The sequence below is a fragment of the Lysinibacillus pakistanensis genome (assembly GCF_030123245.1).
Taxonomy (GTDB): Bacteria; Bacillota; Bacilli; order Bacillales_A; family Planococcaceae; genus Lysinibacillus; species Lysinibacillus pakistanensis.
This window is the reverse complement of record NZ_CP126101.1, coordinates 1,145,794-1,167,473: the sequence shown is the minus strand read 5'-3', so window position 1 is coordinate 1,167,473 and position 21,680 is coordinate 1,145,794. Positions and strand designations below refer to the sequence as shown.

Sequence of the window (21,680 nt, the reverse complement as noted above, 5' to 3'; positions counted from 1 at the left end):
TTAGTGTACTACCTCCGCTTTTGGCATTTGTTCTGCTGTAAATGTCATTGATTCAATAACACGTAGCATTGCTTCTGCTGTATCTAATGATGTTAAACATGGGACACCATTTTCGACAGATTCACGACGGATACGGAAACCATCACGAGCTGGTTGCTTGCCCTTTGTAAGTGTATTTACTACAAGTTGTGCTTCACCATTTTGAATTAAATCGATTAATGTTTGGCCCTTTGCACCGATTTTTCCAACGATATCTGTGCGGACTCCTGCTGCTTCAAATGCTTTAGCAGTACCTTCAGTAGCCACAATACGATAGCCTACTGTTGAGAAACGTTTTGCAAGGGCAATCGCTTCCTCTTTATCTTTATCAGATACAGTAAATAATACTGTACCTTCTGTGCGAATTTCCATTCCTGCTGCAACCAAGCCTTTGTAAAGGGCTTTTTCTAATGTTGCATCTTTCCCCATTACTTCACCTGTTGACTTCATTTCAGGTCCTAATGTAATGTCAACACGGCGTAATTTAGCAAATGAGAATACTGGTACTTTTACAAATACGCCTTTTTGCTCTGCTGCTAAGCCTGTAGGATAACCTTGTTCGATAATGGACTTACCTAGGATTGCTTTTGTCGCAATATTAGCCATTGGGATATTAGTAATTTTACTTAAGAATGGCACTGTACGAGAAGAACGTGGGTTCACCTCGATTACAAATACTTCACCTTGTGAAATAACATATTGAATGTTCATTAAACCTATGATGCCAAGACCTTTTGCAAGGCGTGTTGTATAGTCCACTAATGTATCCTTTTGTGCCTGTGTTAATTTTTGTGGTGGATATACAGAGATAGAGTCACCGGAGTGAACACCTGCACGCTCGATATGCTCCATAATACCTGGGATCAACACATTTTCCCCGTCACAAATTGCATCTACTTCAATTTCCTGACCAGTTAAATAACGGTCCACTAATACTGGATGGTCTGGAGATGCTTCAACCGCATTTTCCATATAGTGTTGTAGCTCTTCTTCGTTGTAGACGATTTCCATCGCACGTCCACCTAGTACATATGAAGGGCGAACTAACACCGGGAAGCCAAGACGTCCACCGATAGCAAGTGCTTCCTCTGTTGAGATAGCCGTTTCACCTTGTGGCTGTGGAATATCTAATTCATGTAATGCTTGCTCGAATTTATCTCTATTTTCTGCACGATCAATATCTTCAAGTGTTGTACCTAAGATTTTCACACCATTTGCCGCTAATTTATCCGCAAGATTAATAGCTGTTTGTCCACCGAATTGCACAACCACACCAATTGGCTGCTCTAGGTCAATAATATGCATTACATCTTCGATTGTTAATGGCTCGAAGTATAATTTATCTGAAATCGAGAAGTCCGTGGATACAGTTTCTGGATTTGAGTTAATAATAATTGCCTCATAGCCAGCTTCTTGAATTGCCCAAACTGAATGTACTGTCGCGTAGTCAAATTCTACCCCTTGACCAATACGAATTGGACCTGACCCAAGGACAACAACAGATGGCTTATCTGATTTAATTGATTCGTTTTCTTCCTCATATGTGCCATAGAAGTAAGGTGTTTCAGATTCAAACTCTGCTGCACATGTATCAACCATCTTATAGACCGGGATAATACCATATTCTTTACGATATGCATATACTTCCTCAGGTGTAGTTTCCCAAAGCTCTGCAATTTTCTTATCTGCAAAGCCTAGACGTTTTGCTGTACGTAATACGTCTTTATCGTTTTTATTGTCAGCAAGTGTTTTCTCCATATCCACAATGTTTTTGAATTTATTTAAGAAGAATAAGTCAATGGCAGACCACTCATGAATTTGCTCAATTGTTACACCGCGACGTAATGCTTCACCGATAAAGAATAGACGCTCATCTCCAGCTTTGCGGATACGTTTTTCAATCCAAGAATCGGAGTTTTCCTCGGCATGCTTTAACTCTAAGTGTACTTGACCTGTTTCAAGTGAACGAACTGCTTTAAGCATCGCTTCCTCAAATGTTCGTCCTAGTGCCATAACCTCGCCAGTTGCTTTCATTTGTGTACCAAGATTACGTTTTGCTGATTCGAATTTATCGAATGGCCAGCGTGGGATTTTTGCCACAATATAATCTAGTGCTGGCTCGAAGCAAGCATACGTTGAACCTGTTACAGGGTTTTTAATTTCATCTAATGTTAAGCCAACTGCAATTTTTGCTGCTAGCTTGGCAATTGGGTAGCCTGTTGCTTTAGATGCTAACGCTGATGAACGTGATACACGAGGGTTAACCTCGATTACATAGTAATTAAAGCTATATGGATCAAGAGCTAATTGAACGTTACAGCCACCTTCAATTTTCAGTGCACGAATAATATCTAGGGAAATATTACGTAGCATTTGGTTTTCTCGATCTGACAGTGTTTGTGTTGGTGCTACTACGATAGAATCCCCTGTATGAATACCTACTGGGTCAACGTTTTCCATGTTACATACTACAATGGCATTGTCAGCCGCATCACGCATTACTTCATATTCAATCTCTTTATAGCCAGCGATTGATTTTTCTAGTAAGCATTGTGTAACTGGAGAATATTTAAGCCCAGATGTCACGATTTCCTCTAAATCTTGATCATTGTAGCAAATTCCACCGCCTGTACCACCTAATGTAAATGCAGGTCGAACGATAACTGGATAACCAATCTTTGCAACAAAGTTTTTCGCTTCATCTAAGTTATGGATAATATCTGATTCAGGCACTGGAGCACCTAGTTCATACATTAAATTACGGAATAAATCACGGTCTTCTGCTTTATGAATTGCTTCTAATTTTGTCCCAAGAATCTCAATATTAAGCTCATCCAAAATTCCTGATTTATCTAATTCAATCGCCATATTTAAGCCAGTTTGCCCCCCAAGAGTTGGTAGGATGGCATCTGGACGCTCTTTTCGCAAAATACGTGATACAAACTCAAGAGTAATTGGCTCAATATAAACCTTGTCGGCAATTTCTGTATCCGTCATGATTGTTGCAGGGTTTGAGTTAATTAAAATAACGCGATAGCCTTCTTCTTTTAAAGATAGACAAGCTTGTGTTCCTGCATAGTCAAATTCTGCTGCTTGTCCGATAACGATTGGACCTGATCCGATTACTAAAATTGTTTCAATATCTGTACGTTTAGGCATGTTGTTTCCCCTTCCCTGCTTCTACTTCCATCATTTCAATAAACTCATCAAATAAGTGGTTTGAATCTTCTGGACCTGGTGATGCTTCTGGATGGTATTGGACTGTGAAGATTGGATATTTCTTGTGACGTACACCTTCACAAGTACCATCATTTAATGCGATATGTGTTAATTCTAGATCTGTCTCTTTTAATGATTCAATATCGATTGCGTATCCGTGGTTTTGAGATGTTAAATCTGTACGGCCTGTGCGTAAATCTTTTACCGGATGGTTTCCTCCACGATGTCCAAACGGTAATTTAAAGCTTCGAGCACCACAAGCAAGTGAGAAGATTTGATGACCTAGGCATATACCGAACATTGGCACTTTACCAATTAAATTGCGAACTGTTTCGATACCTTCCTGTACATCTTCTGGGTTACCTGGACCGTTTGATAGCATAATTCCATCTGGATGCCATGCTAAAATTTCCTCTGCCGGTGTGTTATAGGGTACAACTAACACATCACAATCACGTTTATTTAATTCACGAAGAATACCATGCTTCATACCAAAGTCAATTAATACAACACGTTTACCACGTCCTGGTGACGGATAAGCAGCCTTTGGTGAAACTTCACGAACATGGTGTGTAATCGCCGGTGTTGCTTGTAATTTTGCTACGATTTCAGCCACATTCACTTCCTCATCGGCTGCTGTTAAAATGGCCTTTACCGATCCTTTACTACGAATGATGCGTGTTAATTTCCGAGTATCGATTCCTTCAATTCCTGGAATGTCCTTTGCTGTCAGATAATCATCTACCGTTAAATCGCAGCGGAAGTTTGAAGGGGTTTTGGCTAATTCTCGAACAACAAATCCACGAATAGCAGGTGTAATTGATTCAAAGTCATCACGGTTGATTCCATAGTTACCGATTAAAGGGTATGTTAATGTAACGATTTGTCCATAGAATGAAGGATCTGAAATGGTTTCCTGATAACCTGTCATCCCTGTTGTAAAAACTACCTCACCTTGTGAAGCTCGCTCACTACCGAACGCTGTACCTGTAAATACTGTGCCATCTTCTAAAATAAGTAAACGTTTTTTCATTACTCTGCCTCCTGGTATACGATATTGCCTTCAAAAATTGTAAGGATTGGCCATCCCTTTGCAGTCCAACCATTGAATGGTGTATTACGTCCTTTTGATACAAAGCCTTCCGCATCAATTGCTTGCTCTTTATTTAAATCTAGTAAAATCATATCTGCTGAAGCTCCAACTTCTAATGTGCCATAGGGTAAATCAAATATTTTTGCTGCCTTTACAGACATCCAGTCAATCAACTGTTTTAACGTCCATTTCCCTGTTTCTACAAATTGTGTGTAAAGGAGTGGGAAGGCTGTTTCAAAGCCAACAATGCCAAATGGTGCGCCTACCATGCCACAGCATTTTTCTTCTACTGTATGTGGAGCATGATCTGTAGCGATGCAATCGATTGTTCCATCAAGTAGAGCAGCGTGAAGTGAGTCTTTGTCATCCGCCCCGCGTAATGGAGGGTTCATTTTCCAATTTGCATCATCTGATGGAATATCCATTTCTTCAAGTAATAAATGATGTGGGCATACTTCAGCAGTTACACGAATACCCGCTGCTTTAGCATCTCGTACTGCACGGACAGACTCCTTCGTTGATACGTGGCAGACGTGATAGCGAGCGCCAGCTGCTTCTGCTAATAAAACATCTCGTGCAATTTGTACAGATTCGCATATGGACGGAATCCCAGGAAGACCAAGCTCTTTATTTCGTTTCCCCTCATGCATAACTCCATCATAAATTAATGAATTATCTTCACAGTGTGCCACCACAACCATATCGTGCTGAGCAGCATCCTTCATCTGTTCATACATTGTTGAAGCAAGCTGAATACCTACACCATCATCAGAGAATGCAACTGCCCCCTGTGCTTTTAATTGCTCAATATTTGTACGAACCTCACCGGAGATATCCTTTGTGAGTGAGCCATATGGCAGTACTCGAATAACAGCACTTTCCTTAATCAGCCCATTAATTAGTTGCATGTTTTCTACTGAATCTGGTACTGGTTTTGTATTAGGCATTGCACAAATTGTTGTAAAGCCGCCCTTTGCTGCTGATGCTGAACCTGTTGCAATTGTTTCCTTATGCTCAAAGCCTGGCTCGCGTAAATGCGTGTGGACATCGACAAAGCCTGGTGCAACAACAAAACCATTTCCTTCAATAATTTCAGCATCTTCTACAGTTACGTCTTGTCCGATTGCTGTAATTCTCCCTTCAGCCATGGCGATATTAACAGTATGCAATTCACCTTGCTCATTTAACATTTGTACATTTTGAAGTATCTTTGTCATGTTATTCTCTCCCCTTTAAAATTGTTTCCACAATAGCCATTCTTGTATAGACACCATTTCGGACTTGCTCGAAAATTCGAGAACGTTCACACTCTACTAGCTCAGAAGTAATTTCTACATCACGGTTTACGGGTGCTGGATGCATGATAATTGCGGTATCCTTCATTTGTTTCTCACGTTCAATTGTTAAACCATATTCTTGGTGATAGCTTTCCTTCGAGAAGCTTTTATTAACTTTATGACGCTCATGCTGTACACGAAGTAACATAATGACATCACTTATTTCGATTAAATCATCCCATGAATGATGGGCCTTGAAATCACCTGCCCACTCTTCTGGACAAAGAAAATGTACGTTAGCCCCTAAGCGCTGTAAAGCTGTTGCATTTGATTTTGCGACACGACTATGGGATATATCCCCAGCGATTGTAACATTCAACCCTTCAAATGAACCAAACTCTTTTTTTATTGTGTAAAGATCCAGTAATGATTGGGAAGGGTGCTGACCCGCTCCATCTCCAGCGTTAATGATGGCAACATTAATACCTTCTAGAAGCTCATTATAGTATTCATCTTCAGTTGCACGAATGACCACTGCATCCAATCCAATCATCTCTAATGTTTTTACTGTATCATACATTGTTTCCCCTTTTGTAACACTCGAAAATCCAGCATCAAAAGGGATAACTGTACAGCCAACTTTGCGCTCAGCCATTTCAAAGCTTGTTTTTGTCCGGGTACTTGGTTCGAAAAATAAGTTTGCAATGTTGTATGTGCGAGATAACGATGATGCTTCACCATTTTCAAAAGCTTGCGCACGATCTAGGATGTAGTTAATTTCTTCAGTTGTTAAATGTTCCATCGATAATAAGTTCTTCATCATGTGACCTCCATTAGGTTGTGTGTCATGAACGTCTATGTATAACGTTCGCTAAAATCAATTTCGCCTTGGCGTAATTGTTGCTGTCGCTACGTTAGCACTGCGCTTTCGCACAGATAAACAATGCGTCCGGATTTTGAATTGTGCGAGCACAATTCATTCCTTTCAAAATCCGTGACATCCGCCGGAGGCTTTATCTTCATTCATCTCACCTTCAAGGGTGGAATGAATGAAGATAATAAAAGCCCCGCTGATGTCATCAACGAGGCATAAGGAGGCGTGACAAACCACAGCAGGCATCTATTCCTGCTTTAGCATGTCCACAACTTCCCTTTTTTTGCCTCTCTGGACAATTCATTAAAAGGTACTACTATGAATTTGTTTCTTGATTGTATGGTATTGGTTTTTCAGCTTCCTTCTTACCAGGTAGGATTGCGTTTAATAAAACACCGATTATAGCTGCTAATGCCATACCCTCTATACTTAATGATTCTGAAATCACAAACTTCGCTCCACCAATACCAATGACTAGAATAACAGAGGCAATCACTAAATTTCGACTATTGCCAAAGTCAATATGATTATCAACTAGCATACGTAACCCACTTGCAGCAATAATACCGAAGAGCAGGATCGAAACGCCTCCAAGTACTGATGTTGGAATCGTTGCAATTACTGCCATTGCTTGCCCGAAAAATGACAGTAAAATGGCGACAACTGCTGCACCTGCAATGACATACACGCTGTAAACACGAGTGATAGCAAGAACACCGATATTTTCACCATAAGTTGTTTTCGGTGGGCCACCAATTAATGCACTTATGAATGTACCCAGTCCATCACCTAACAGTGAACGATGCAAGCCTGGTTCTTTAATGTAATCTCGATTAACAACTTTACCTAGAACTAATTGGTGACCAATATGCTCTGAAATGGTTACAATCACGATTGGCACCATTGTTAGAAGAAGCTTTGTTGTAATTTCGAAGTCATAATGAACACCTGGTATTAAAAAGTCTGGACTTGCAAAGAAGTTTGCTTTAGCAATTGGTGTGTAATCAACAATGCCGATAATCATCGAATAAATATAGCCTACAATTAAGCCAATTAAAATGGGCATTGTACTTAAAATTCCTTTAAAGAAAATCGTGAAAATGATCGCAGTAAATAATGTTACTAATGCAGCCGAGAAATGTAAGAAGCTGTATTCTCCATCTACATTCATCGCCATATTAACCGCTGTCCCTGATAACCCTAGACCAATAACCATGATTACTGGCCCTACCACAATTGGTGGTAATATTTTCATGATCCATTTATAGCCGCTCTTCCAAATGATAAGAGACACAATACCATACGTAATTCCGACTGCCATTGCGCCTATCATTGCGCTACCAACACTACCCGCTTTTGTGGCAATAATAATCGGTGCAATGAAAGCAAACGATGATCCTAAATAAGCCGGCACCTGGAATTTCGTTATTAATAAGAAGAATAATGTGGCAATTCCACTTGTTAAAAGGGCAATTGCTGGGCTAAGTCCAACCAACTGAGGCACTAGAATTGTTGAACCAAACATAGCAAACATATGTTGGAAACTTAATGTCACTAGTTGAAGTGTTGTTGGTTTATCCTTAATATCTAATACTGCATTTGACATGATGTTTCCTCACTTTGTAGTTAATCTTCTTTATAAAGAATGACGCAATCTTCTCCGTCTACTTCTTGTAAATTTACGATAATGCGCTCTGATCCAGATGTTGGTACATTTTTACCAACATAATCGGCTCTAATTGGTAGCTCTCTATGACCTCTGTCAACAAGGACGGCTAGTTGAATTTGAGCAGGTCGCCCTAAATCCATGATTGCATCTAATGCCGCGCGTACAGTCCGTCCTGTATATAAAACATCATCCACAAGAATAATCTTTTGATTGACAACAAGATAATCAATATCAACTTGTTCAACATGTGCCTGTTCGTTAGCATGCTTTGTTGATAAATCATCTCGATATAAGGTGATATCTAGCTCCCCTGTACGAATCGGTTTACCTTCAATTTTTTCAATTCTTTCTGCAAGTCGTTTTGCAAGAAAAGCACCTCGCGTTTTAATGCCAACTAAGATACATTCATCAATCCCTTTATTGCGTTCAATAATTTCATGAGCAATACGTGTTACTGCTCTTGCCATGGATGGGCCATCTATTAGCTCATTTTGTGCCATATACGTTTCCTCCTCCCTACTAGTTGATTGGTCATGTGTCCATAAAAAAACCTCTCGAGGCGAATAGCCTGAGAGGGTTGAATACGTGTTTAAAAGGCATGTTGAATAATTTGCAGCACAAATTATTTGCAACACGATCACATGTACCTTCTCAGCCTCTCTGGACTGCCATTAAAGGTGAATATTTTGTTTTGTAGTTCATTCACTTTCGTTAGTATAGACCTTCTTTTACTAAACGTCAATGCCTATTTCTTAATTCATTTAATAATTGTTCATAATCAGCAGGAGGTGGTGTTTCAAACTCTAAATATTCACCTGACGTAGGATGATCGAAGCCTAAAATACCTGCATGTAAAACTTGTCCTCCAAAATCTATTGTCTTTTTCGGACCATATTTTGGATCACCCACAAGTGGATAGCCAATATAATTCATATGCACACGGATTTGATGAGTTCGTCCTGTTTCTAAACGACATTCTACAAGCGTATAGTCACCAAAACGTTCAATGACTTGGAAATGGGTTACGGCATGCTTGCCATTATCTACAACTGCTTGCTTTTGACGATCCTTCTGGTCGCGTCCAATCGGTGCATCAATTGTTCCTTTATCATGTGCAATATGCCCGTGAACAAGGGCAGTATACTTACGTGTTACAGTTTTATTGACTAGCTGATTGACTAATGATTCATGAGCTGCATCATTTTTAGCCACCATTAATAATCCCGATGTATCCTTATCAATGCGGTGGACAATGCCTGGGCGCAAAACACCGTTAATGCCTGATAAATCCTTACAGTGATACATTAAACCATTAACGAGTGTTCCCGTCATATGTCCAGGCGCTGGATGTACAACCATACCCTTAGGCTTATTCACCACAAGAACGTCTGCATCCTCATAAACAATGTCAAGTTTTAAGTTTTCAGCAATGACATCTAATGGCTCTGCTTCTGGAACATCAATTTCAACCAAATCTCCTGCTTTTACCTTATACTTCGCCTTAACTGTCTCGCCATTTACTTTGACAATGCCGTCTGTAATCCAATTCCCAATTTGTGTGCGCGACCATTCTGATTGCACACTTGAAAGTGCCTTATCAATGCGCTCTCCCTGCTGCTGTTCTTCCATTGTATATGCTACTTGCGTCATTGTTTCACCTGTTTCTTTTCTTTTTTATCTTCAGCAATTAAGCCAATCATTAAAATGACAACAGCTATTGTTAAAGCTGCATCCGCAATATTAAAGATTGGGAAATCATAATTAATAACTGGAATTAATACATCCACAAAATCGACCACTTCGCCTCTAAATAAACGGTCAATAAAATTACCAATAGCTCCACCTAATAAAAACATTAAGCCTACTTGAAAGACTGGCTTGCCCTTTGCTTCTTTATGATAAAAATAGATGATTGCACAAATAACGCCTATTGTAACAATGCTAAACAACCACATTTGTCCCTCTAGCATTCCCCATGCTGCTCCTCTATTTCGATGAGACAATATCCCAAGCCATGGGCCCCATACTGCAATTCGTTCACCAAACTCCATATTTTTGACAATTAGCCATTTAGTCCATTGATCTAAAAGGATGACAAATGCGGCCAGTCCATAGTACTTATACACAAACATTCCTCCGTTCGCTCAACATCTAACCTATTCTACCATAACAGCCCATCACAGAATAACTAATATAGCATGAAATTATACAAACGCATGCTGAATGAAGTTCAACAAAAAAAGCTATATCCAATTACTTTATAAAGTAATTGGATATAGCCAATTTAAATTAGACAGTTTCAGATTCTTTTGAATGCACACGCTTCATAAAATCATTTACATCCGCAGGTACTTTTCGGTCTAATATAGACACAATGATTACTGAAAGGAAGCCAACTGGTACTGTCACAATTCCAGGTATTTTAAATTGTAGGAAGCTTGGTAATGTCCCTGGTAGAAAAATCATCCACATGGAAACACCAAGCCCAATTAGTAAACCTGCAATTGCTCCTCTTTCTGTCATTCCTCTCCACCAAATACCTAAAATAAATATTGGTGTAAATGTACTCGCTGCAACAGTAAAGGCTAGTGCTACTAAATGACCAATAGATGCATCCTTTACAAGTAAGCCCAAAGCGCCATAAATAATGCCTAACAAAACAATGGAAACCTTCGCTGCGATTACTCGTTGTTTTTGCGTAATATCTTTTTTCATAATCGTTGCATATAAATCATGTGCCAGTGCGCCTGAACTTGTAATGAATAGCCCTGATAAGTTAGAGAATATGGCTGCAAATGCCCCCGCTATAACAAGTCCAAGAAGCCACTTTCCGCCTAATGCAAGTGCTGTTGTAGGAATAACCATATTGTTACCACCCAGCACTAAATCACGCATTACTTCTCCACTTGCTGTACCAGAGATAAAAATAGCTCGACCTACAACACCTAAAAATACAGCTAATAAGAAAAACGTACTGGCAATTCCAATTGCCATTAACGCCGATTTACGAGCTGCCTTGGCACTTGGATTTGTATAAAATCTTAGTAAAATATGAGGCAGACCAATTGTTCCTAATGCTAACCCTATCGTCATACTAATGGTTTGCCAAAATGTTGGGAAATAGAAGCCTGTCCCAGTCCAAGCCGCCCCATCAAAATTAACATCTTTTCCATCTAACGCATATGGTGAAGTTCCCGTAATTGGGCCGCTAAATGAATTAATCGCTGCTAAAATCTTATCGTAATGTAACCCACTATACATTGCAGCAATTAGCATAACTACAAATGCACCAAGACGAATCCAAAGTTCTAGCGCCTGATTAATCGTAGTTCCTTTCATACCACCTATACCAACATAGAAAATCATTACTACACATGTAAAGATAATGCCAAATTCATATGAAGTACCAAAGAACATGCTTAAAATTTGCGCAGCACCTAGTAACTGTGGAGCGGCATAGAAACCGGAAATTGCTAAAACAACCGCTACTGCAACTAGTCGAGCTCTTTTACTATGAAAACGATAGGCTAAAAAATCGGCAACAGTAAATGCACCAAAACGTCTTAATGGACCAGCTACGAAAATAGCTAATAGTGTTAAACCGATAGAGAAACAAAATGCATAATAGGCACCATCATACCCTAATTGGAAGGTTAGTCCAGCTATCCCAAGAAACGTTGCTGCACTTAAATAATCCCCGCCAATTGCCGAACCATTTGTAAACCATCCGAAGCTACGTCCCCCAACGAAGAAATCGGATGCAGTTGTATTTTTTTTCGTTAAATACGTAATATAGACAATTGTTCCCATTAAAGCAATGGTCATAATCATTTTCGGTTCCAATAGAGCTTTCATCATTCAGCATTTCCCCCCAAGCCTACTTATTAGCTATTTCATACTTTTTTAGGCGTTTTTCGTACAATGTTGTATGGACATAAGCAATAATAAAAGCCATGGCCATCATAATGACAGTTGTGTAAAACCATGTAACCGTCATTCCACCCCAAATTTTCTTAAATGCAAATTCTGGAGCGAACCAGTTCATAATCGGAATACTAAAAATTAAAATAAAATAAAATACCGTTAAGCCAAAACCTGTAAGAAACTCATCTTTCATAATTTTGTTAGTTGTTGCATCTAGTGGTGGAAGATCCTTAATATCGATTGTTCCAGCTTCCACATACTCGTAATCACTACTTCCTACTTCAGCCATATGTCAACTCCCCCTTTTCTCTATACGTAAATAATTATCTGAAATTTCAAATTATTATTTACTACAATTATTCTATTCTATTTTGTTTATAATATAGTTACAAAATATTGCTGTATTAGTACAAAAAAATGCTATTTTAAGTTAAAATACTTTTATCGTTGTATATTTATAACAGAAGGGAGCTGTTACCATTTTAAATATTGTTTGGTATATCGAAAGTTCCGTAGAAAAACAACAGATGAACAACTGGCTAGATGAATATCTACCGAATACCTTTATTAATTGCAATCAGCCCAATACAAAGGGTGTCGCAATCTTTGTCTATGATATTAATCACTTATTTGATTGGGTAAAGGTAAATCGCTTAAAAAGAAATTATCCTAATAGTTTAATCGTCCCTATTGTTGCAGAACACCTTACCTACTCAACTGGTATAGCGATTGAATTAAATTTATCTGCATTGCTTATAAAACCGTTACAGAAATCAAAATTTATCAGAATTGTCAAAAAGCTTTATACATCTTATAAGGAAAAACAAGCAAGCACACTTACCATGCTTGAGTTATCACAGCAAATTTCACAAGACCATACCTCACCATTCCGAGAAGCCTTTTTAAAACGTCTTATTCGTGGAGAAATTGAAAATGAGCAGGAAATTATTCAATCTGCCTCCTTTTTATCAAAGGATTGTATCCCAAATATAGTTTTTTTAATTCAAGGCTATATTGATATAAATGAAAATCGAAGTATCCCTCATGATGCAAATAGTGTTATTACCAATATGTTTCGCCAAGGATTTGCGGATAAAGCCTCTCTTTCCTTTTTAAATTTTGAACGTTATTTACTGCTGCTGATGCGTATACCAAATGAAATTACTTCGTTTAAGCATTGGACTGAAGGTGTAGCCTCTCTACATGAGGTTATTGAGGGCTTGAAAAAGGAGTATTGTATCCATCTATTTATGGGGATAGGAGGTGTCTTTCATGATCCCATGCAGGTGAAGGAGTCCTACAGCCAAGCTCGTAAGGCAAGGAGAAAACCACCTGTTGAGAATATACATGCTAGGTTTTATGAAGACTTAACAGAACAGGAACAGCTTCAAAAAGCTATTTTATATATTGAGGAGCATTATGATGAGCAAATTACCATCAGTGATGTTGCCAAATATATAAATTTTAGTGCGACGCATTTTAGCAGATTATTTAAAAAGGAGACTGGTCGCAATTTTGTGGACTATGTAGCCTTTACACGTATCATTAAAACATTGCCTTTTTTAAGAAAATACGACTATACCATTGAGAAAATCTCCTCCATCTGTGGCTTTAACACACCAAATTATTTCAGCCTGACCTTTAAAAAGTATGTAGGCATTTCCCCAACAGACTACCGCAACACGAAGGAAATATTATTTAAATAAAAGTGCATTCACGCCCATCATCATGTTTCATCAAGGTGACATAACTAGTAGACTAAGTTAGTCCAACTATTATTCAACGCGAAAGACAGGCCACAACCAGTAAAGGGCGAGAATGCAATTATACATACTCATTTTACATGCAAAAAAACGCAAGTCCCTTATTTGGGAGACTTGCGTTTTCTTCACAATTAAAGCCTGTTTTTAAGCGTAATATTTTTCTACAACTTCCGCACAGCGCGCACAAACTGTTGGATGGGCTTCGTTTGCACCAACTGATTCAGAAATTGACCAACAGCGCTCACATTTTTCTCCTGTTGCCTTTTCAACAACAATTGATACATGCTCAAGCACTAGCGCATCTGCTGGTGCCTTATCAATAGAGGCTACCTCAAAGGCTGAAACAATAGAAAGCTGAGCAAAATCAATGCTTGCATCATTCAATAATGCAGCAACATCCTCTTTAGCATACACCGTTACTTTTGCTTCTAGGGATTTACCAATTGTTTTTGCATTACGAGCTTCTTCTAATGCTTTTAGAATATCGTCACGAACGTCTATAATTTTCACCCATTTTGCACGTAAATCCTCGAAATTCTCTTGTACATCAACTTCAGGGAAATCTGTTAATTGTACAGAAACCTCTTGTACTACACCTTGTGCATGTAAGTAAGACCACATCTCATCTGTTGTATGAGGAATAATCGGTGTCATTACTTTTACTAACGTCATTAATGTATCATAAATCACCGTTTGCATTGCACGACGATCTTTGTTGTCAGTGCCTTCAATGTACACAACATCTTTTGCAATATCTAAGTAGAATGAAGATAACTCTACAGCAACAAAGTTATTAACAGCATGATATACGGCTGCAAAATCATAGCGATCATAGGCAGCATGTACTGTTTTTAAAACATCTTGAAGGCGCATATAAACGTATTGATCCATTTCACGAAGATCTGCATAGGCTACTCGATCTTTTGTCGGGTCGAAATCAGCTACATTCCCATGTAAGAAACGGAATGTGTTTCGGATTTTACGATAAACTTCAGATACTTGTTTTAACATATCCATTGAAATACGAACATCACCAGTATAATCAACAGAGGCAACCCATAAACGAAGAATATCAGCTCCGTATTGATCCATAACCTTTTGTGGAATAATGACATTTCCTAATGATTTACTCATTTTGCGTCCTTCTCCATCAAGTACGAAACCGTGTGTTAATAGTCCTTTATATGGAGCATAGCCATTAATGGCAACAGACGTAATTAAAGAAGAGTTGAACCAGCCACGGTGTTGGTCAGAGCCCTCTAAATATAAATCAGCCGGATATTTCATTCCACGTTCTACTAGCACGCCTTGATGTGATGACCCTGAATCAAACCAAACATCCATAATGTCGTTCTCTTTTGTAAATTCACCGTTCGGGCTACCTGCGTGTGTAAAGCCTTCAGGTAATAGTTCTTTAGCTGTTTTTTGGAACCAGATATTTGAGCCATGCTTACGGAACAACGTAGAAACATGAGCAATTGTTTCAGGTGTAATGATTGGCTCTCCATTTTCAGCATAGAAAATTGGAATTGGCACACCCCAAGCTCGTTGACGGGAAATTACCCAATCTCCACGATCACGAATCATGTTGAAAAGGCGAGTTTCTCCCCAAGCTGGCGTAAACGTAGTTGCTTTAACAGCCTCTAGTAACTCACCACGGAATGCTTCAACAGATGCAAACCATTGCGGTGTTGCACGATAAATAACTGGTTTCTTTGTACGCCAATCATGAGGATATGAGTGCGAAATAAAACCAAGGCTTTCTAATGCGCCTACTTCCTTTAGCTTTTCTGTTATTAGTTTATTGGCATCATTATAAAATACGCCCTCAAAACCAGGTGCTTCATCCGTATAACAGCCACTATTATCAAGCGGGCTAAGAATGCCTAAGCCATATTGTTTACTAATGTAATAATCATCTTCCCCGTGTCCAGGCGCCGTGTGAACACAACCAGTACCAGCATCAGCAGTAACGTGTTCACCTACCATCACAAGAGATTCACGATCATAGAAAGGATGCTGAGCGACAATACGATCTAATGTCTCACCCTTCACTTCTTGAATAACCTCGTATGTGTCCCATTCAAGGGCATTTGCCACTGTTTCTAATAAATCTTTTGCAATAATAAATTTTTTATCTGCAACTGCAACAACTACATACAAAAATTCAGGATTCACAGAGATCCCTAAGTTTGCTGGAATTGTCCAAGGCGTTGTTGTCCAAATAATAAATTTAGCATCTGCTGGTACTACACCTTTAGCATCTTTAATAGCAAAGCTTACATAAATAGAAGGTGATTTAATATCCTTATATTCGATTTCCGCTTCTGCAAGTGCAGATTCAGAAGAAGGAGACCAGTAAACTGGCTTTAAGCCTTTGTAAATATAGCCTTTTTCAGCCATCTTCCCAAATACTTCAATTTGGCGAGCTTCAAATTCTGGTTTTAAAGTAATGTATGGATTTTCCCAATCTCCACGAATACCTAAACGACTAAATTGAGCACGTTGGTTGTCAATTTGCTCATATGCATATTCTTCACATAGTTTTCGGAAATCCGCAACAGACATCTCTTTACGCTTTACACCTTTGTTTGTTAAAGCTTGCTCAATTGGTAAACCATGCGTATCCCAACCAGGAATATAATTTACATGATAACCATTCATAGAGCGATGGCGTGTAATCATGTCTTTTAGCACTTTATTTAGTGCATGACCGATATGAATATCACCGTTTGCATACGGAGGGCCATCATGAAGTACATATTCAGGTCGTCCTTCAGTACGCTCCATTTGTAATTTGTTAATGTCCATTTCATTCCATTTTTCTTGCATTTTTGGTTCATTTGCCGGTAAGTTTCCTCGCATTGGGAAATCTGTTTTCGGCATTAATAAAGTATCCTTATATTCAACCATGCTTCCATTCCTCCTTTTAATTTTACACACTTAGAACAAAACAAATGCATTAAGGCGTTCATATACATATGACAGCTCTTGACGAATTCAACAAGTTTTAGCCCTTTTTTAATCACTTACGATTAAACGTTAGAAAAATAGCTGCTCGCTGGGAATTTAAGCAAATAAAAAAAGCCTCTCAATCCCACTAAGGGACGAGAAGCTTATACTCGCGGTACCACCCTACTTGTAGCACAAATTTGCACTACCTCTTTAAGCACGTTAACGTTGTGCATCACGAAATAACTTACTTTCATTCAGTTATTTAGCTCTGAAGTGATGTTCATTGTTATTTGCTTGTTTGGGCTCACACTATCCCCAAATCGCTTTGCTACGCCTAACAAATACTGTCTTCGTCTCTGCCTGTATGCATATCTGTTCAAAATAATTACTATTACATTAGTATATGAAAATCAAACAATCACGTCAAGTTTCACTTATTGCGCTCATACGCCACGCAATAATAGCATTAAAAAAGCTATTAAAGTTGATCGGATTCCTGTGCTTCATCCACAGATGCTTGAATTTCTGTTAAATCTATATCATATTGCAGCAAATGATCCCAGTCATCTGCATTTAGTAAATCAAGCTGTGCCTCTACAAGCATTTTAAATCGATTACGGAATACCTTGGATTGCTTTTTTAGCTCATCAATTTCAATTGTTACTTTTCGAGCCTTTGATAAAGCTTCATTCAAAATACGATCAGCATTTTTCTCCGCTTCTTTCACAATAAGCTTTGCCTCTTTTTGTGAATTTCTTCGTACCTCATCGGCAGCTTCCTGTGCCACAACAATTGATTTTTGTAGGGTTTCCTCTAAGGTGTTAAAATGTCTTGCTTGCTCTAAGGCCATCTCTAGCTGTTTGTCGACATCCTTTTTTTCGCGTAATAAAATTTCATAGTCTTTGATAATTTGATCTAAAAATTCGTTTACCTCATCCTCAGCATAGCCCCTGAAGGACTTTGTAAACTCCTTATTATGTATATCAATAGGTGATAATGGCATACGATCCTTCTCTCCTTTACATGTACATTCGTATTTTCTATTATACAATTGTTCCGACAACTTAGCAGTAAAAATTAATGAAATTCACTTGATTTTCAACCTTTTTGGGTCAAACGTCCGACTTGCAAACGGATTTTATCTTTTTTTGTACGTCCTTCAGTCATTAGAATTTTTACTCGACCACTACCTCGTATAGATAAAATATCCCCTTCTTGTAATTCAAAAGCAACTGTATCTCGCTCTGTCCAATTGACACGAACTTTATTACCTGTAATTAAAGCCTGTGCCTTTTGACGAGAAACCTTTAAAATTGTTGCGATAATAACATCTAATCTCATTGAACTAACCGTGTGAGACTCCTCTAGCCATTCTTCTTCATTTTCTAGAAGTAGCTCCGTCTCTTTCATTGATTCCACATGCACTTTTACCTTGCCAATGCCAGTTAAATGTAAACGAACATACTCTGCTATCTCATTCGCTACAACAAACTGGACATGGTGTTCATCAACACGGATATCACCAAATTTACCTCGATTTAACCCCAATGATAGTAATGCACCGAGTACATCTGGATGACGCAACTGTACAAATTTTATAGGATATTGAATGGTAAATACCGTAAGCTGAAAATCTTCCTCTACAGGCTCATAATAAGTTGGGTAAATGAGCATTCTTTGCCTTTCTGCTGCATTAAAAAGTCCCCCACTAGCCATTTGCAATGTGTCGTATTGTCCAATAATGGAGTTTACGATAAAGCGCTGACGAGGATCTAGAAAATCAGTGAGCTTTGGCGCGTAGCGGTCCTCCACTTCTCGCACCCAATTCACCACTTGTTCAATAAAAGGCTGTTCTTCTTTCCTAAAATGTTGTATTAAATGCTCCATTTGACTCCACCTCTATTATCTCTCTTTTACTAGTACAATTTCATTGGTACTTTCATGTTTTGTAACCACAATTTAGTTAAAAATGATGTCATTTGTTAGTATTCCCTAAAATAAAAAATCCCCACCATTGTGAGGATTTCTTTTACATAAACATAAAATAAATTTTTTGAATGACAATAATAACTCCTCTTTGAATAAAATTAAGGACAAAAATTGCCACTAAAGGAGAAACATCAATCATGCCGATTGGCGGAATAAATCGTCTAAAGATACCAAGATAAGGCTCACATACATTTGCCAGTATGCGTCCAATAGATGAATTTTGAGCAGCAGGTACCCAAGACATTAAAATATATACTATTAACATTAGTGAGTAAATATCAAATGCTAGTGATACAAACCTCAAAATATATAAAAAAGTCATATAAACTACAATCCTCGCTATTAATTATCGTCTAAAATAAAATTTGAAATTTCGCCGGAAACTTCTACATTATCAGGTGTACATAAGAAGATATCTTTACCGATTCTTTGGATATCCCCGCCAAGAGCATAAACTGTGCCACTTAAAAAATCAATAATTCGTACGCCTTGTTCACGTTCAATTCGTTGTAGATTGACGATTGTTGCACGTTTGTTTTTTAAATGTTCAGCAATATCCTGTGCTTCAGCATAGACTCTAGGCTCTACTAATACAACCTTAGCCCCTTTTGAGTTCATGGCCGCCTGCAAGCTGACAATGTTGTTTACAGGTGCTGCACTCTGTGGAACAATTTCATGGATGGGTGCCTTCCGCTCTTTCATAACTTTTTTAGGTTTTACTGATTGAAACGGTTGCTGTTGATGTACGGGTTGTTGCTGTTGAATAGGAGCTTGCGTGATTTCTTCTTCTAATTCTTCCTCTAGATAAAAGAAGTTTTTAATTTTATTTTTCATGCTCATCCTGTTCCCCTCTTTCATTTCCAACAAGAGCCGTTCCGACTCGAACGAATGTAGCCCCTTCCTCTACCGCAATTTCAAAGTCATTAGACATGCCCATTGATAACTCGGTACAAGGCGCGTGTACGAATCCCTGCTCGGCTATTTGCTGTTGACATTGTTTTAATTGCTTAAAAACAGAGCGAATGATGTCATCGTCATCTGTATTTGGTGCCATCGTCATTAAACCAACTACTTGAATTTTTGTAAAACTTGCTAATGATTGAACAAATGGCAGGGCTTCCTCAATCGTTAAACCATGTTTTGATTCCTCACCTGATACATTAATCTGAACAAAGCATTTTACAGGTTTGTCTGCTCTTTTTTCGATTTCTTCTGCTAAACTTAATCGATCCAATGAATGTAAATAATCAATATTGTTAATCACTTGCTTTACTTTACGTGTTTGTAGAGAACCTATATAATGCCAATTTACATTCGCTTGAATTGCTTCTATTTTTCGATTTAAGCCCTCAGGACGATTTTCTCCTAAATGAAGAAGTCCTGCATCGATTGCTTCTTGTGTTCGTTCAACTGAAACTTCTTTTGTTACTGCAATAATTTGAACTTTCCCAGTTTCCCAATTGGATCGTTTTTGGGCTGCATGAATAAGGTCATTGATTTTGTTTAAATTTGTTAAGATTTTTGTCACTATTTTCCCCAACTTTACAACAATAGTTTCCTTTATTGTAACAAGCAATGCCTGAATTATCAATGAATAGCCTGACCTAAGTGAAAGGACATTTGCATTATTCATAGAAAATTAAAGTAGCCTGACTCTAAATAGACAACAAAAATTAAGATAATGCTTTTACTAAAATAACATCTTTCCCAACCACAAGTACATCTTTCATGTATACCTTTCTAACAGAATCTTCACCTCGAAAAAGACCCAGATATTTTCGAGGCTCTGCTATCATAAACGCTGTCACATAACCCGTTTCTTTTGAAACTTCTGCATCTACTACAAATCCTAAAAAACGCCCATTACCTGCTTCAATAACCTCTTTTTGTTGTAACATTGAAAAACGCATTATACCCCTCCTGTAACAATTACTTTATGACATCCACTAGTATCTTCATCAAAGTATGCTGTCACTTTATATTTATGGTATGTATTGTTAGCTAGTTGAATGAAGATAAAATGCGCACCGAAAGCTCTGGTGCGCATTGTTTACTACTTATAATCTTTTTGCATTGTTTCAATCGCATTTTTTTCTAGACGTGAAATTTGCGCCTGTGAGATTCCCAATTCTTTTGCTATTTCTGTCTGTGTCTCGCCATAATAAAAGCGCTTGGCAACAATCATTTGTTGTCGTTCATCTAACTTTTGCAAACTTTCCTTCACCGACACGTAGGCAACCCATTGATCTTCAGATACATCATCATCACGTAATTGATCCATCATATAAACAGCATCTCCGCCGTCTGAATAAATAGGCTCTTGTAAAGAAACTGGATCTTGAATGGCATCTAAAGCAAATAAAACATCTTCCTTTTTCATGTCAATCATTTCTGCAATTTCTTCAATGGTTGGTTCTCGTAAATTGTCAGTTATCCATTGCTCTTTTGCCTGCATTGCTTTATACGCAATATCTCTTAAAGAACGAGAAACACGTAACGCATGATGATCACGCAGATGGCGACGAATTTCACCAATGATCATTGGTACAGCATATGTTGAAAATCGCACATTATGCTTTAAATCAAAATGATCGATGGCTTTCATGAGGCCAATGCAGCCTACCTGAAATAAATCATCTGCCTGTTCACCCCTATAGGCAAATCTACCGACAATACTGAGCACTAACCTTAAATTGCACATCACAAGCTCTTCTCTAATCTCAGTTTCTCCTGCTTGTAATCGGATGAAGAGTTCCTTCATTTCCTCGTGCTTTAAAATTGGCAAAGTCGATGTATCTAAGCCGCAAAGATCTACTTTAGTTCGCATATTCGATTCCTCCGGATGTTATTCTCTGACTAAACCGTGACATCAGTTTGT

Annotated in this window: 19 protein-coding genes and 1 other annotated feature; of the genes, 1 reads left to right on the top strand and 18 read right to left on the bottom strand. The window is 38.3% G+C overall.

Annotated features, from left to right (window positions below; genetic code table 11):
* The 10 genes from carB to QNH24_RS05410 all read right to left on the bottom strand — a co-directional run bounded on the left by carB (position 1) and on the right by QNH24_RS05410 (position 12,384).
* Entirely contained in the window at positions 1 to 3,198 is a 3,198-nt protein-coding gene (gene carB / locus QNH24_RS05455) for a carbamoyl-phosphate synthase large subunit (RefSeq protein WP_283871096.1), read from the bottom strand.
* Entirely contained in the window at positions 3,191 to 4,291 is a 1,101-nt protein-coding gene (locus tag QNH24_RS05450; protein WP_283871095.1) for a carbamoyl phosphate synthase small subunit, read from the bottom strand. The genes carB and QNH24_RS05450 overlap by 8 nt, the downstream gene beginning before the upstream one ends.
* Positions 4,291 to 5,568, bottom strand: a complete 1,278-nt coding sequence (gene pyrC, locus QNH24_RS05445) for a dihydroorotase (protein ID WP_283871094.1) — start codon at positions 5,566 to 5,568, stop codon at positions 4,291 to 4,293. The genes QNH24_RS05450 and pyrC overlap by 1 nt, the downstream gene beginning before the upstream one ends.
* Before the next feature lies 1 nt (position 5,569).
* The gene (locus tag QNH24_RS05440; protein ID WP_283871093.1) at positions 5,570 to 6,448 is read right to left on the bottom strand and encodes an aspartate carbamoyltransferase catalytic subunit; all 879 of its coding nucleotides are present in this window, start codon (positions 6,446 to 6,448) and stop codon (positions 5,570 to 5,572) included.
* A 370-nt stretch (positions 6,449 to 6,818) separates the two neighbouring features.
* On the bottom strand, positions 6,819 to 8,108 hold the full coding sequence (locus QNH24_RS05435; RefSeq protein ID WP_283871092.1) for a uracil-xanthine permease family protein: 1,290 nt from the start codon (positions 8,106 to 8,108) through the stop codon (positions 6,819 to 6,821).
* A 20-nt stretch (positions 8,109 to 8,128) separates the two neighbouring features.
* The gene (gene pyrR, locus QNH24_RS05430; protein ID WP_283871091.1) at positions 8,129 to 8,671 is read right to left on the bottom strand and encodes a bifunctional pyr operon transcriptional regulator/uracil phosphoribosyltransferase PyrR; all 543 of its coding nucleotides are present in this window, start codon (positions 8,669 to 8,671) and stop codon (positions 8,129 to 8,131) included.
* 238 nt (positions 8,672 to 8,909) lie between these two features.
* Complete coding sequence (locus QNH24_RS05425; RefSeq protein ID WP_283871090.1) at positions 8,910 to 9,821, bottom strand: RluA family pseudouridine synthase; 912 nt, start codon at positions 9,819 to 9,821, stop codon at positions 8,910 to 8,912.
* On the bottom strand, positions 9,818 to 10,297 hold the full coding sequence (gene lspA / locus QNH24_RS05420) for a signal peptidase II (RefSeq protein ID WP_283871089.1): 480 nt from the start codon (positions 10,295 to 10,297) through the stop codon (positions 9,818 to 9,820). The genes QNH24_RS05425 and lspA overlap by 4 nt, the downstream gene beginning before the upstream one ends.
* 163 nt (positions 10,298 to 10,460) lie before the next feature.
* Complete coding sequence (locus QNH24_RS05415; protein ID WP_283871088.1) at positions 10,461 to 12,029, bottom strand: sodium/solute symporter; 1,569 nt, start codon at positions 12,027 to 12,029, stop codon at positions 10,461 to 10,463.
* A 19-nt stretch (positions 12,030 to 12,048) separates the two neighbouring features.
* A complete protein-coding gene (locus QNH24_RS05410; protein ID WP_283871087.1) occupies positions 12,049 to 12,384 on the bottom strand; it encodes a DUF485 domain-containing protein in 336 nt (111 codons plus the stop codon).
* A 238-nt stretch (positions 12,385 to 12,622) separates the two neighbouring features.
* Here QNH24_RS05410 and QNH24_RS05405 point away from each other — a divergent pair, with 238 nt between their 5' ends.
* Positions 12,623 to 13,801: a helix-turn-helix domain-containing protein gene (locus tag QNH24_RS05405; RefSeq protein WP_283871086.1), complete on the top strand. Its 1,179-nt coding sequence runs from the start codon at positions 12,623 to 12,625 to the stop codon at positions 13,799 to 13,801.
* A gap of 201 nt (positions 13,802 to 14,002) precedes the next feature.
* On the opposite strand, the gene ileS is transcribed toward QNH24_RS05405, so the two are convergent.
* From ileS to sigG, 8 genes are all read right to left on the bottom strand, one after another.
* Positions 14,003 to 16,771, bottom strand: coding sequence for an isoleucine--tRNA ligase (ileS, locus tag QNH24_RS05400; RefSeq protein ID WP_283871085.1), 2,769 nt, complete (start codon positions 16,769 to 16,771; stop codon positions 14,003 to 14,005).
* 187 nt (positions 16,772 to 16,958) lie between these two features.
* Positions 16,959 to 17,179 (bottom strand) — a binding site (T-box leader).
* 112 nt (positions 17,180 to 17,291) lie between these two features.
* Positions 17,292 to 17,816 (bottom strand): DivIVA domain-containing protein, encoded by a 525-nt coding sequence (locus QNH24_RS05395; protein WP_283871084.1) that lies wholly within the window; start codon positions 17,814 to 17,816, stop codon positions 17,292 to 17,294.
* A 95-nt stretch (positions 17,817 to 17,911) separates the two neighbouring features.
* Positions 17,912 to 18,700, bottom strand: coding sequence for a YlmH family RNA-binding protein (locus QNH24_RS05390; RefSeq protein WP_283871083.1), 789 nt, complete (start codon positions 18,698 to 18,700; stop codon positions 17,912 to 17,914).
* Positions 18,701 to 18,842: 142 nt separating this feature from the next.
* The gene (locus tag QNH24_RS05385; protein WP_283871082.1) at positions 18,843 to 19,124 is read right to left on the bottom strand and encodes a YggT family protein; all 282 of its coding nucleotides are present in this window, start codon (positions 19,122 to 19,124) and stop codon (positions 18,843 to 18,845) included.
* Between the two features lie 20 nt (positions 19,125 to 19,144).
* Positions 19,145 to 19,642 (bottom strand): cell division protein SepF, encoded by a 498-nt coding sequence (locus QNH24_RS05380; protein ID WP_283871081.1) that lies wholly within the window; start codon positions 19,640 to 19,642, stop codon positions 19,145 to 19,147.
* Complete coding sequence (locus QNH24_RS05375) at positions 19,626 to 20,330, bottom strand: YggS family pyridoxal phosphate-dependent enzyme (protein ID WP_283871080.1); 705 nt, start codon at positions 20,328 to 20,330, stop codon at positions 19,626 to 19,628. Before QNH24_RS05375 ends, QNH24_RS05380 begins: the two co-directional genes overlap by 17 nt.
* Before the next feature lie 145 nt (positions 20,331 to 20,475).
* Positions 20,476 to 20,712 carry a PRC-barrel domain-containing protein gene (locus QNH24_RS05370; protein ID WP_283871079.1) on the bottom strand — a complete coding sequence of 79 codons (237 nt, stop codon included), beginning with the start codon at positions 20,710 to 20,712 and terminating at the stop codon, positions 20,476 to 20,478.
* A gap of 143 nt (positions 20,713 to 20,855) precedes the next feature.
* Positions 20,856 to 21,629: an RNA polymerase sporulation sigma factor SigG gene (gene sigG / locus QNH24_RS05365; RefSeq protein ID WP_004227313.1), complete on the bottom strand. Its 774-nt coding sequence runs from the start codon at positions 21,627 to 21,629 to the stop codon at positions 20,856 to 20,858.
* Positions 21,630 to 21,680: the final 51 nt, after the last annotated feature.